10 protein-coding genes are annotated in these 12,120 nt (G+C 54.5%); 5 read left to right on the top strand and 5 right to left on the bottom strand.

What is annotated here, in order from left to right:
• Positions 1 to 27: 27 nt before the first annotated feature.
• Both uspE and C7434_RS06310 read right to left on the bottom strand, forming a co-directional pair.
• The gene (uspE, locus tag C7434_RS06315; RefSeq protein ID WP_006119247.1) at positions 28 to 981 is read right to left on the bottom strand and encodes a universal stress protein UspE; all 954 of its coding nucleotides are present in this window, start codon (positions 979 to 981) and stop codon (positions 28 to 30) included.
• 118 nt (positions 982 to 1,099) lie between these two features.
• Positions 1,100 to 1,840 (bottom strand): FNR family transcription factor, encoded by a 741-nt coding sequence (locus tag C7434_RS06310; protein ID WP_006119246.1) that lies wholly within the window; start codon positions 1,838 to 1,840, stop codon positions 1,100 to 1,102.
• Between the two features lie 318 nt (positions 1,841 to 2,158).
• Between C7434_RS06310 and smrA the strand changes: the two genes are divergently transcribed.
• Entirely contained in the window at positions 2,159 to 2,725 is a 567-nt protein-coding gene (gene smrA / locus C7434_RS06305) for a DNA endonuclease SmrA (protein ID WP_033741758.1), read from the top strand.
• On the opposite strand, the gene C7434_RS06300 is transcribed toward smrA, so the two are convergent.
• The gene (locus C7434_RS06300; protein ID WP_033741756.1) at positions 2,722 to 3,642 is read right to left on the bottom strand and encodes a LysR substrate-binding domain-containing protein; all 921 of its coding nucleotides are present in this window, start codon (positions 3,640 to 3,642) and stop codon (positions 2,722 to 2,724) included. The genes smrA and C7434_RS06300 overlap by 4 nt on opposite strands.
• Before the next feature lie 314 nt (positions 3,643 to 3,956).
• Between C7434_RS06300 and C7434_RS06295 the strand changes: the two genes are divergently transcribed.
• Both C7434_RS06295 and C7434_RS06290 read left to right on the top strand, forming a co-directional pair.
• Positions 3,957 to 5,297, top strand: a complete 1,341-nt coding sequence (locus tag C7434_RS06295; RefSeq protein ID WP_033741755.1) for an aromatic acid/H+ symport family MFS transporter — start codon at positions 3,957 to 3,959, stop codon at positions 5,295 to 5,297.
• Positions 5,298 to 5,364: 67 nt separating this feature from the next.
• Positions 5,365 to 6,705: a VOC family protein gene (locus tag C7434_RS06290; protein ID WP_033741752.1), complete on the top strand. Its 1,341-nt coding sequence runs from the start codon at positions 5,365 to 5,367 to the stop codon at positions 6,703 to 6,705.
• A 32-nt stretch (positions 6,706 to 6,737) separates the two neighbouring features.
• Here the strand turns inward: C7434_RS06290 and C7434_RS06285 are convergent, their stop codons facing one another.
• Positions 6,738 to 7,172, bottom strand: a complete 435-nt coding sequence (locus C7434_RS06285; protein WP_058701859.1) for a DoxX family protein — start codon at positions 7,170 to 7,172, stop codon at positions 6,738 to 6,740.
• Between the two features lie 186 nt (positions 7,173 to 7,358).
• Between C7434_RS06285 and C7434_RS06280 the strand changes: the two genes are divergently transcribed.
• Positions 7,359 to 8,876: a carboxylesterase family protein gene (locus C7434_RS06280; protein ID WP_133745250.1), complete on the top strand. Its 1,518-nt coding sequence runs from the start codon at positions 7,359 to 7,361 to the stop codon at positions 8,874 to 8,876.
• 171 nt (positions 8,877 to 9,047) lie between these two features.
• A complete protein-coding gene (locus C7434_RS06275; protein WP_033741748.1) occupies positions 9,048 to 10,730 on the top strand; it encodes a methyl-accepting chemotaxis protein in 1,683 nt (560 codons plus the stop codon).
• Positions 10,731 to 10,770: 40 nt separating this feature from the next.
• On the opposite strand, the gene pepT is transcribed toward C7434_RS06275, so the two are convergent.
• Entirely contained in the window at positions 10,771 to 12,024 is a 1,254-nt protein-coding gene (gene pepT, locus C7434_RS06270) for a peptidase T (RefSeq protein ID WP_033741746.1), read from the bottom strand.
• Positions 12,025 to 12,120 lie beyond the last annotated feature (96 nt).

The raw sequence follows: 12,120 nt of genomic DNA, 5'->3' as shown, positions 1-12,120 counted from the left end.
CCGTCGCCCTTTTTACTGAAGGCCGCGTTAATCGTGCTCGTCTTCGTCGTCAAGCGTAATGGGCGAGACAAAATCATCCGGCTTAATCGCCAGCAGGTCACAGCGCAGGTGATCGATCACCTGCTCAGCCGTATTCCCCAGGAAAGCTGCCGACAGTCCGGTCCGTCCAATGGTTCCTAACACCACAATGCCCGCGCCAAGATGGGCGGACAATTCCGGGATCACTTCTTCCGGCAGGCCTTTTTCAACGTGGGTAAACTCTTCACTGATGGAGAATTTTTGTCGCAGGGCCTTCATGGCTACCAGATGCTGGCCGCGAATGGCATCGTTGTAGACGCTGGGATCAAAGTCGGGCAGTTCGATAGCAATGTTGATTGGCGTAATCGGATAGGCGCCCACCAGATGCACTTCGGTATGATTGACGCTTTCGGCCAGTTTAACGGTTTCGCGAATGAGTTTCTGATTAAGCGCATCGTGGTGCGGTTCTTCGCTGGCCAGATTGACCGCCACCAGCGCTTTGCCGCCTTCGGGCCAGGGTTGATCCTTAACCATCCACACCGGGCAAGGGCACTTACGTAACAGGTGCCAGTCTGTCGGTGTAAAAATAACGGCTTCCAGCCGGTCGTGCTGGTGCGCCATTTTCAGCACTAAATCATGTTGATGCGCCAGCACTTCCTGGATGATTGCTTCATAGGGCCGGTTGTGCCAGATGACTTTAATGTCTATATCCACACCAGCATCCAGGTAAGCCTGCGCCTGTTCACGAATCCATTCCGAGCGCTGGCTGATCACACCCTGACGCATCGCGGTGCGTTCATCTGGTGACAGCAGGGTGGTCATTTCGTATGAAAAGTCGTAGATGGGCAGAAATGCTTTGATTTTGCCGCCGATAAGCTGGTTGAGATAGACCGCACGTCGCAGCGCGGGCTGGTCATCCTGCTGAGGATCAATGGCGACCAGAATGTTTTGATACTGGGACATAGGCTACTCTCCTTAGACCAACGCGACTGGTTTAAAGATAGCCTATGTTAAGTGCACTAAGAAAGTGAAAAGATGTAGCCGGATCAACAAAATAAGATTTGTTAACCCGGCCTGAGGATTACGCCGCCTGGTGGCTCTGACCGGCCAGCGCTTCCAGCATCGCGTGGTTCTCAATGGTGATATATTTGCCTTTTACGGCCAGCATACCCGATTTCTGGAAACGCCCCAGCAGTCGGCTAATGGTTTCAACGGTTAACCCCAGATAGTTCCCGATATCGCCGCGCGTCATCGTCAAACGGAACTCACGCTGTGAGAAGCCGCGCTGGCCATAGCGGCGGGATAAGTTCCAGACGAAGGCGGCCAGGCGCTCTTCCGCGTTTTTCTTGGACAGCAGCAAAATCATGTCCTGGTCGCCTTTAATTTCACCACTCATCAGGCGCATCATCTGCTGACGCAGGGCAGGCATTTTGCCGGACAGGTCATCCAGCGTATCGAAAGGAATTTCGCAGACCATCGCCGTTTCCAGCGCCTGGGCGAAGCTGGGATGACTGGCGTTCATAATGGCGTCAAATCCCACCAGATCGCCGGCCAGGTGAAAACCGGTGATTTGTTCATCTCCCTGCTCGGTGATGGTATAGCTTTTAATGGTGCCGGAACGGATTGCGTAGAGCGACTTCAGCTCATCACCCGCTTTGAACAGCGTATGGCCTTTTTGAATGGGTTTTTTTCGCTCAATAATATTATCAAGCTGATCCAGCTCATGTTCATTAAGGGTGAAAGGGATGCATAGCTGACTGATGCTGCAATCCTGGCAGTGAATCGCACAACCGCCTGACTGAATACGTTTTTCAGGGAACATAGTAGTTTGCTCGACGATAATTGACTGGGGTCAATTTTACCATTTTCTCGGTGTAAGGGAACTCATCCGAGCAGTTTTTAGGCATACAAAAAGTGTGGTTTCCGCAATACTGCTAAAGGCTGTTATGACAGGGTTTTTTGATGTCATCTTATTAAGATCGTAAACAAATCTTTACGGATTTTTGATCTCATACAGAATTTATCTTAATCTGAAAGGCCAGAAGGGACGATAAAAACGGGATTAGCGCAGGCTTTACCGATTTTGCTACTATTTGGTTTCAAGTCAATTTTGCGTCATATCATTTACCAGGGGCGAGCCATGAACCTTGACGATGACAATCTGTTTCGTGACGCGATGAATGACGTTACGCCACTCAAAGATGCAGAAAATACGCGCTGGAATCACAGCGCCGCCAGCAAAAAAGTGCCGCCTCGGTCACCAGAACCTGAAGACGAAAACTTTTTAACCCGCGGTTACCTGGACATCATTCCTCTTGAGCAGCAACTTGAGTTTAAAGCTGAAGGCATCCAGCAGGGCGTGCTGGATAAATTACGCAAGGGGCAATATGCGCTGGATGCCAGCCTGAATCTGCTACGCCAGCCTGTTGAAACCTGCCGTCAAAATTTGTTTACCTTCATGCAGGATGTCCGTAAAGCCGGATACAGAAACCTGCTGATTATTCACGGCAAAGGCCGGGACAATGACTCTCATGCCAACATTGTGCGCAGCTATCTTGACCGCTGGTTGCGTGAATTTGACGACGTCCAGACCTTTTGTGTCGCACAGAAGCAGCATGGCGGCTCCGGTGCGCTCTATGTCGGTCTACGCAAAACGGAAAAAGCGCGTCAGGAAAACTGGGAGCGCCATGCTAAACGCAGTCGCTAGCTGTGAAACTTACGAATGGTACTCATCAACACTTCGGCGCTCAGGCTTAAGGTGTTACCGGTGCGCGTGATTATCCCTACGGGTTCACCCGGGCCGGGAGAGGTGATGGGCAACGATATCAGGGCATTGTGGCTGAGATCTTCTTTGACGGCCCCGGAAGGCACAAACCAGATGTAGTCATAGCGCAGCGCCAGCTGACGGGCCAGCGACGTTGAAGACGTTTCGACGCAATGGGGCGGCAGACAGCACCCTTGCTCATCCAGCATCTGCTGTGCCAGGCGGCGCGGCGCGGTGCCTTCCGGGGAAATCACAACAGGCCACTGCATGGCACGTGAAAGCGTGACGTTGTCACTTAAAAGCGGATGCTCCGGTCTGACGACCAGCTTTAATGACTCCAGAAACAGCAGTTCATAGGTCAGGCCGGTCATCATCTCTTTATCCGCCATTCGGCCGATGCCCAGATCAAACTCGCCCGCTCTCAGCCCCGCCAGCAACACATTATTATGTAAGGTGGCAACCTGAATGGTCGTGTTGGGACGCAGTTGGTGAAAACGGTCAAGAATCTGTGGCAACATGCCCATCGCCGCCGTGGTTAAGGCACCAAGACGAATGACTACCGGACGCTCGTTAATCTGTTCATTAAAACTCTGGCCGGCATGATTCAGCGCTTCTAACACTTTTACCGCATGGATAAGAAACTGTTCTCCCATGGTGGTGAGTTGTGCGCCCAGCCGACCGCGTTCGAACAGGCGGACGCCGGTGAGTTCTTCAAGTTCGTTGAGGGTTTTAGAAAGCGCAGGTTGACTGAGACTTAAGGTCTCGGCTGCACGCCCCAGGGTTCCCTGCTGCGCGACGGCAACAAAGGCATGTAAATGGCGCAAGCGAATGCGCTGATTGAAAAGGATATTTTTTTCCATTTACCCAACTTAATGACATTGCCAGGTGACAGGCAACTATTTAAGCTGGATTTTGTTAACTTTGCTGCAAATTTTTATTAACAATGTGTACTTTTTGCAGCGGAGCGTTTTAAGTGGTTGATTATTAATGATGGCGTTGTTTTTTTGCCTGACAGGGCGTTTTTCACGGTTGCTGAAAAAACATCAACTTACCGCATTGCTTCTGCTTCGGCCGAAAATTTCATGCGTTTTATCGTTAACGATCAGCTATCATAAGTGCCGTTTTTTTTACCAAATCTGATAGTTGTTTAAGTCAGCCGTTGAGGAGTTTACCCGTGAGCAGTGTCGAGGCGGTAGATGTTCGCCAGTTAATTAATCAGGGTACTCTGAGTGGTGGCCAAATTCGGTTAATTGTACTCTGTTTTATCGTGGTTGCGCTCGATGGTATGGATATTGCCCTGATGGGCTTTATCGCGCCGACGCTGAAAACCGCCTGGCACGTCAGTACTCATCAGTTGGGTGTCGTGATCAGTGCAGCGCTGATTGGTCTGGCGCTGGGGGCGATGGTCGCCGGGCCGCTGGCCGACCGCTTTGGCCGCCGGTTAATGATCATTTTCAGCGTCCTGTTTTTTGGTCTGTGGACGCTGGTGACCGCATTTTCCCATAGTATCGAACAGATGATCCTGTTCCGTTTTTTGACCGGGCTGGGGCTGGGAGCGGCCATGCCCAACGTTAGTACGCTGGTGGCTGAATATGCGCCGGAGCGGCGCCGTTCATTCATTATCACCGTGGTGTTTTGTGGCTTTACCTTTGGGGCCGCCAGCGGCGGCTTTGCCGCGTCATGGTTGTTACCACGTTACGACTGGCATTCCGTTCTGTTGCTGGGCGGTATTCTTCCTTTGCTGGTCCTGCCGGTTCTGATCCGTCAGCTTCCTGAATCGGTACGTTTCCTGATTAGTCGCGGTGCGCCCGCGCAGCACATTCGCGCCATTCTTGAACGTATTCTTCCCGGCAGTACGAGCCCGGATACGCATTTCCATGCGACCGAAGCGGAAAAATCACCTGCTGAACACAGCGCCATCGCAACGGTCATTTCTCCTCGCTACCGCATCGGCAGCCTGATGCTCTGGGGCGGCTATTTTATGGGGCTGTTCCTGGTGTATCTGATCGGCAGCTGGCTGCCATCCCTGGTCAATACACAGGGAATGTCCGTGACGGAAGCGGCGATAATCACCGCGATGTACCAGGCAGGCGGCACGCTGGGATCGCTGTTTGCCGGCTGGCTGATGGATCGCTTCAATGCCAGTCTGTCGCTGGCTGTGATCTACTTCTGCGGCGGTATCGCTATTGTCGCGCTGGGTTTTTCACCGCCGCAGGTCGTTATCATGAGCGCCATTGCCTTCTGCAGCGGTTTTTGTTTTAACGGAGCGAATACCGGCATGAATGCGCTTTCCGCCAGCTACTATCCTACCCATGCCCGCGCAACCGGTTCCAGCTGGATGCACGGGGTGGGCCGAATCGGTGCCATCCTCAGTGCCTTTGTCGGGGCTGAAATGTTGTCACTCGGCTGGTCGTTCAGCGTTATTTTCTTGCTGCTCGCTATACCGGCACTGCTGACCACCGTGATGCTGGTGGTGAAAAATCGCTACGGTTTTAAGCCGATCACAAATTCATGATATTTTCCGCTGACCGCAGCGCGTTGGATTACAGTAGCTGCAACGCTCATGCTGTCAGGTGGTAAATATGGATAACTTTATCAGTGCGGATACGATTCGCACGGGCTTCTCCCAGGCCATGTCGGACATGTATCAGCAGGAAGTGCCGCTCTACGGGACGCTGATGCAGTTGGTGAAAGCGGTTAATGAGGCAACGCTTGCAGCTGATAGCGTGCTAGAGCAACGGCTGACCGAGGCCGATGAACTCAGCCGCCTCAGTCTGGAGCGCCACGGGGCCATTCGCGTCGGTAGCGCGGACGAGCTTGCCATGCTGCGCCAGATGTTTGCCGTCATGGGCATGTTTCCGGTGGGCTATTATGATCTGTCGCAGGCGGGCGTACCGGTGCACTCCACCGCGTTTCGCCCCATTGATGATGAAGCGCTGCAGCGCAATCCTTTTCGTATTTTTACCTCGCTGTTACGGCTGGAGCTGATTGCCGACCCGGCGCTTCGGGATGAAGCCGCACGGATTTTAGCCTCGCGCGATATTTTCACGCCGGAATGCCGAAACCTCATCGCGCTGCATCAACAGCAGGGCGGACTGACGGCGCCCCAGGCGCAGGCGTTTATCAACGAAGCGCTGGAAACCTTCCGCTGGCATTCACACAGCCTTGTGGAGAGCCGCACCTATCAGGCGCTGAACCAACAACATCGGTTGATCGCGGATGTGGTATGTTTTCCGGCCTGCCATATCAATCATCTTACGCCACGCACGCTGGATATTGATCGTGTCCAGGCGCTGATGCCGACGTATGGCATTGATCCCAAAACGGTGATCGAAGGTCCGCCCCGGCGCAAGGTGCCTGTTTTGTTACGCCAGACCAGCTTCAAGGCACTGGAAGAACCCGTCATTTTCACCGACGGTTTTGAGGGCACGCACACGGCGCGCTTCGGTGAGATCGAACAGCGCGGCGCGGCCTTAACGCCGCAGGGCCGCGCGCTTTACGATCGTCTGCTCAGCGAAGCCGGGAGCGGTGCGGATAATCAGCAGCACCAGCAGCAGCTCACGGCGACCTTTGCGGCTTTCCCGGATGATGAAAACGCATTACGTGAAGCCGGCTTAGCCTGGTTTACTTATCGGCTCAGCGAAAAAGGGCGAGCGGAACCGCCGCAGCGTGGGGAATCACTGGCAAGTCTGATTGAGCAGGGGCGGATTCTGGCGGATCCTGTTATTTATGAAGATTTTCTGCCTGTCAGTGCGGCAGGGATTTTTCAGTCTAATCTCGGGGACAAAACGCCGACACGTTCGGCGGGACAGGCAAGCCGGAGCAGCTTTGAAACCGCACTGGGCTGCCCCGTGCAGGATGAAATGGTGCTGTATGCAGAGAGGCAGCGGGCGTCCTTACAGCGCTGCGGCATTACCTTATAATATGAACGGGGCGGAACCGCCCCGTTTTTCCTTTACTGCAGGCGCGTATCACGGACCAGCGTAAATCTTCCCGCCCCCAGAAACATCACCACCAGAGCGCCGAACAGGTAAAGTGCTTCCGTTTCCAGTGCCCAGGCACCGACATCGGTGCGATGCCACACTGCGCCGGTTTTGACCAGCAGCGTGGCGACAACCATATTCACGGCAATGATAAACGCCGCTGGCCGGGTCATGAAGCCTGCGATCAGCATCAGCGGTGCAATTATTTCCCCTATCCAGGCACCCCAGGCGATAAAGCCCGGCAGACCGTGTTGTCGCAGTAAATGGGCAATCCAGCCCACGCCATGCACGAGCTTAAACTCACCATGAAACAGCAATAATCCCCCCAGAGTCAGACGTAGCAACAGTTTGCCGAGATCGGGATGATCGGTCATGCGCACAAAAACCTGATTGATACCGCTAAACATTGTCAGTTCCTCAAAGGCGTTTTCGTTACGCTCTCCACTAAAAACATTTTCATGACAGGGGTCAATCACGGCGACGCCTTCGGGCGATTTTTCAGCGTATTTACCGTTTTGCTTAACAACGCGTCAGAACTGGACAACATCAGATTGCCTGAAATAATGAAAAGGCACGCTAACAAGGAACACTGCATGAAAAATGACGGCCTGAAAATCGCGCTGACTGACGGAGAACTGCAGGGCACCCTTGATGACGGGATCTTTGTATTCAAGGGCATTCCGTATGCGGCACCGCCTGTCGGCGCGTATCGCTGGCGCGCGCCACAACCGGTTAAGCCCTGGCACGGTGTACGCAATGCACAGCACTTTTCTGCAGCGAGTTGGCAGAATCGTGACTACTGCCTGGCGATTGGCGGAGGCGATCCTGGTGTATTGAGTGAAGACTGCCTGTACCTCAACGTCTGGACGCCAGAGCTGCAGCCAGAGGTTCCACTCCCGGTCATGGTCTGGCTTCACGGCGGTGGCTTTACGATCGGTTCAGGTGGGCTGGCACCCTATAGTGGAAAACCCTTAGCCTCGCGGGGTGCGGTGGTGGTGACCCTTAACTACCGTTTGGGACATCTGGGTTTTTTTGCTCATCCCGCACTGGAAAAAGAGCAGGCTGACACGGGCCATATCAACAATTTCGCGCTGCTTGATCAGATCGCGGCATTACGATGGGTACAGCAGCATATCGCCGCGTTTGGCGGGAATGCCAGCAACGTGACGCTGTTTGGCGAATCGTCGGGCGCCCGCAGTGTGCTTTCGCTTTGCTGCTCACCGCTGTCCCGGGGGTTGTTCCACAAAGGGATCGTGCAAAGTGCCTATAGCCTGCCAGACGTCACCCGCGACGCGGCACGTGAAAAAGGCGTTATGGTGGCGACCGCGCTGGGTTTACCGGCGGATGCCAGCATGGCGCAGCTGCGTGAGCTGCCTGCGGACGCCTTCTGGCCGCTGGACAGCTCGCTGGGCCTCGGTCCGGTGGCCATTGCCGGTGATACGGTGCTGCCCGAGCCGGTCCTGAAAACGTTGATGGCGGGAAAACAGCACCGCCTGCCGCTGATGGCGGGCAGTAACAGCGATGAAGCGAGCGTACTGGTCTGGTTTGGCGTGGAGGCTGCCGCCGTGGTGGGACAGCTACGGCGTAATAACCATTTTCATTATCGGTTACTGCGCTGGATTTACCGTACCGGGGATGATGCGCTGCTGGGGCGGGCTGTCGCGCGGGATATGACGTTTAGCATTGTTCCCTGGCTGATCATGCGTGCGCAGGAGAAAGCGGGCATGCCGGGCTGGCGCTACTGGTTCGACTACGTTTCAGAACGATCGCGCGATCTCTACCCGCACGGCACCTGGCATGGTAATGAAATCCCTTACGTGATGAATACGCTGGCGATGATGCCGCCTGCCGACGACGATCGCACCTTTACCGCCGCAGATCATGCTTTTTCTCAACAGGTTTGCGATTACTGGTTTCGTTTCGCATGTGATGTAACCCCACACACGACGATGATTGAAGGCAAACAACGCTGGCCCGCCTGGCGCAAAAAGCATGACGTGACAATGTCACTAGGATGGCAGGGTCAAGCGGCTCTCAAACTGTTACCGGGTTTTATGCGCCGCCGCCTCGCTTTGTTCCGTTTGATGATGTCCCGCCTGGTGCGACTGTAAAGGGTGAACCAGCGCGGTGCATGCCAGACGTACGCCGGCCTGCACATTTCCACCCGCACATTATCTGTGCGGGTGGATGAAAAAAAATAACAATACCGTTACATTTTCCCGCGAGCTGCCGATAAATCTCCTGTGTCCGGTTTTACGGATTAACGTTCAAGGGATTTCTGTATGGGTATGCTTAAAAATTTCACTATTCGCACGGTTATGTTGACCATTCTGGGACTGTTTAGTCTGTTGTGGAGCGGCATTGGGCTGTTCAGCATTCATTCGCTTAACTCCCTCAGTGATGGCAATGATGTGGATCGCCATATCGTTGAGCAGATGACCGCGTTAAGTCAGGGTAACGACCAGTATTTTCGTATGATTACGCGTTTGTCGCGTGTGATGGAGAAAAAGGCCGCCGGTGTCGCCCAGGATGACACCGCCTTTGCTCCGGTACAGCAGGCGTTAGATAACATGCGTCATCAACTGGCGCTGTTTAAACAGCTGTCACCCGGACCTATGGACGCGGCCGTGACGAATGAGGTCATTGATAAATGGCAGCAACTGCTGGATCAGGGCGTCACCGTGCAGTTGCAGCGTGCCCGTCAGGATTCGCTGGATGCCTATCGTCAACAGGCGAATGACGTCACACCTGCGCTCAGCCGCGCCTTCGGTGCCAGCACCGAAGCGTTTAACAACGTGGCGAACAAGAAACTGGGACAAACCCGTGTTGAAGTGGATCGTCTGACCGCCGTGACTAAAACGATGATTTCAGCCACCGTGGTGATTGGTCTGCTGATTCTGCTGTTTACCGATCGTTATCTGGTCACAATGTTGGTCAAACCGCTGGAGAAGATTCGCGAGCATTTTGCCGTAATCGCCAAAGGGGATCTCAGTAAACCCGTTCAGGATATGGGCCGTAACTGCGTTGGTAAACTGGTTCCGCTGCTCAGTGCGATGCAGGACAGCCTGCGTGATGCGGTCAGTGCCATTCGCAGCGGCACAGAGAATATCTCGCGCGGTGCCGCCGAAATCTCTATTGGTAATAACGATCTGTCCTCCCGTACGGAAGAGCAGGCTGCCGCGCTGGAGCAAACCGCCGCCAGTATGGAACAGCTGACCGCGACCGTGAAATTTAATGCGGAAAATGCCCGTCAGGCCAGTGCACTGACCGAAGCGGCAACGCTGACGGCGAAGCAGGGCGGCAACCTGGTGGATGAAGTTGTGACCACCATGAACGGCATTTCCGACAGCTCGAAGAAAATCGCTGAGATCACCAACGTCATTAACGGCATTGCGTTTCAGACCAACATTCTGGCACTGAATGCGGCCGTAGAAGCCGCGCGTGCGGGTGAGCAAGGGCGAGGCTTTGCCGTCGTCGCCAGTGAAGTGCGCAATCTGGCACAGCGCAGCGCCGGTGCGGCGAAAGAAATCGCCGGGCTGATTGCCGATTCTGTGCAGCGCGTGGAAAAGGGCGCGGAACTGGTGGGTACCACCGGCGGCACGATGAGCGGCATTTTAAAATCCGTCCAGGATGTGGATGCAATTATGAAGCAGATCGCCGCCGCCTCGGAAGAGCAGAGCAAGGGCATTTCTCAGGTTGGTACGGCCGTGACGGAAATGGACAGTGTGACGCAGCAAAACGCGGCTCTGGTTGAAGAGGTTTCTGCCGCCGCCAGCGCGCTGGCGCTGCAGACGGAAGCGCTTCAGGCTTCTGTTGCACAGTTCCGGTTATCGAGCGATGCGCCGGTAGCGCTGACACAGGACAGAAGGCCGCCAGCGGCGTCTGCAGGCCCTGCAACAGCACCGTCTCCTGTACTGCGTCCAAAAGCCGCCACGGCGGACAACGGCGACTGGGTCACCTTCTAATCAATATGACTACCGCCTTCATCATGAAGGCGGTGATGTTTCAACTGCCTGTCTTTGCCGTACTCCCCGATTGCGCCGCCAGATAACACAGTTTCTCCGCGACCTGATACGACTTAACGAATGACTTCACCGGCAGGAATTCGAAACGTGAATGGAAATTGTGCGCGCCTGTGAAAAAGTTAGGGGTGAAAATACCGCGGGCAGATAAGGCCGCGCCATCGGTACCGCCGCGCATGGGAATCACTTTGGGTGTAATGTCCAGATCGCGCATGGCAGCAAAAATCAGATCCAGCGCCCGGCGGTCGTCGCCCATGGCATTGCTGATATTGCTGTAAATATCGTGAATCGTTATCTCGACCTGTCCGGTGGGATAGCGTTCAGCAATCAGGCTGGCAACATGCTGCAATTGTTCTTTGCGCGCGGCAAAGCTCGCCAGATCGAAATCGCGAATTGATGCTTTCAGCGTCGCAACACTGGCATTGGCCTGCATTTCATTGAACCAGATATAGCCTTCACGGCCTTCCGTGTGTTCGGGCGTCGCCTGCCTGTCGAAGTGACTGATAAAGTCATGGGCCATCAGCAGCGGGTTGACCAGCACACCTTTACCGGACATCGGATGGGCGGGAACCCCGGTGAAACGCAGCTCTGCCGCCGCGCCATTGAAGTTTTCATAGACCACTTCACCCAGTTCACAACAGTCGATGGTCCAGGCAAAGTCCACATTAAAGCGGGTGTTAAGATCCAGCGCTTTGGCACCGCGCAGGCCAATCTCTTCATCGGGGACAAACGCGACGACTACATCACCGTGCTGATCCTGCAGGTTTTCCATTAACGTCATAACGACGCTGACCGCCGCTTTGTTATCGGCGCCCAGCACGCTGGTCCCGTCGCTGAAAATAATGTCCTGGCCCATATAAGGGGCAATTTCAGGATGCGCATCCCGGCGCAGCCAGATGTTTTGTTCGGGATTAAGGCACAGATCTTCGCCCTGCCAGGTCAGGATCTGCGGGTGAATATCAGGTGACAGACCGACGTCAACCGTATCAATGTGCGTAATAAACCCAATGCGTGGTGCGTCAGGGCAGTTGCCCGGTTTAACTGCCGTTACCGTCGCCTGTTCATCAACGACGACCTGTTCAAGCCCCAGTTCGCGCAATTCATCCGCCAGCAGCGCCGCCATCGCATGTTGACTCGGGGTGCTCGGTAAGGTGCTGGACTTTGCATCACTCTGACTGCTCACCGCCAGATAACGGAAAAAACGCGTGATCAACTGCGTCTGAAGTTTGTCGGTCATCACTAATCCTTATTAGTTGACTACATGCGGGGTTCGCTATGGTGAAGATTCATGCTATCAATCCACTGTTTGCACCGTTTATTTAGAGAGTCTGAT

The organism is Pantoea sp. PNA 14-12 (assembly GCF_004364735.1).
GTDB classification, from domain to species: domain Bacteria; phylum Pseudomonadota; class Gammaproteobacteria; order Enterobacterales; family Enterobacteriaceae; genus Pantoea; species Pantoea stewartii.
Note: the sequence above shows the minus strand (reverse complement) of the source record. Positions and strands in the feature narration are given on the sequence as shown.

Excerpts from the sequence above, each read along its gene's own strand:
- uspE (WP_006119247.1), bottom strand. The coding sequence starts at position 981 with ATGTCCCAGTATCAAAACATTCTGGTCGCCATTGATCCTCAGCAGGAT.
- C7434_RS06310 (WP_006119246.1), bottom strand. The coding sequence starts at position 1,840 with ATGTTCCCTGAAAAACGTATTCAGTCAGGCGGTTGTGCGATTCACTGC.
- smrA (WP_033741758.1), top strand. The coding sequence starts at position 2,159 with ATGAACCTTGACGATGACAATCTGTTTCGTGACGCGATGAATGACGTT.
- C7434_RS06300 (WP_033741756.1), bottom strand. The coding sequence starts at position 3,642 with ATGGAAAAAAATATCCTTTTCAATCAGCGCATTCGCTTGCGCCATTTA.
- C7434_RS06290 (WP_033741752.1), top strand. The coding sequence starts at position 5,365 with ATGGATAACTTTATCAGTGCGGATACGATTCGCACGGGCTTCTCCCAG.
- C7434_RS06285 (WP_058701859.1), bottom strand. The coding sequence starts at position 7,172 with ATGTTTAGCGGTATCAATCAGGTTTTTGTGCGCATGACCGATCATCCC.
- C7434_RS06280 (WP_133745250.1), top strand. The coding sequence starts at position 7,359 with ATGAAAAATGACGGCCTGAAAATCGCGCTGACTGACGGAGAACTGCAG.
- C7434_RS06275 (WP_033741748.1), top strand. The coding sequence starts at position 9,048 with ATGGGTATGCTTAAAAATTTCACTATTCGCACGGTTATGTTGACCATT.
- pepT (WP_033741746.1), bottom strand. The coding sequence starts at position 12,024 with ATGACCGACAAACTTCAGACGCAGTTGATCACGCGTTTTTTCCGTTAT.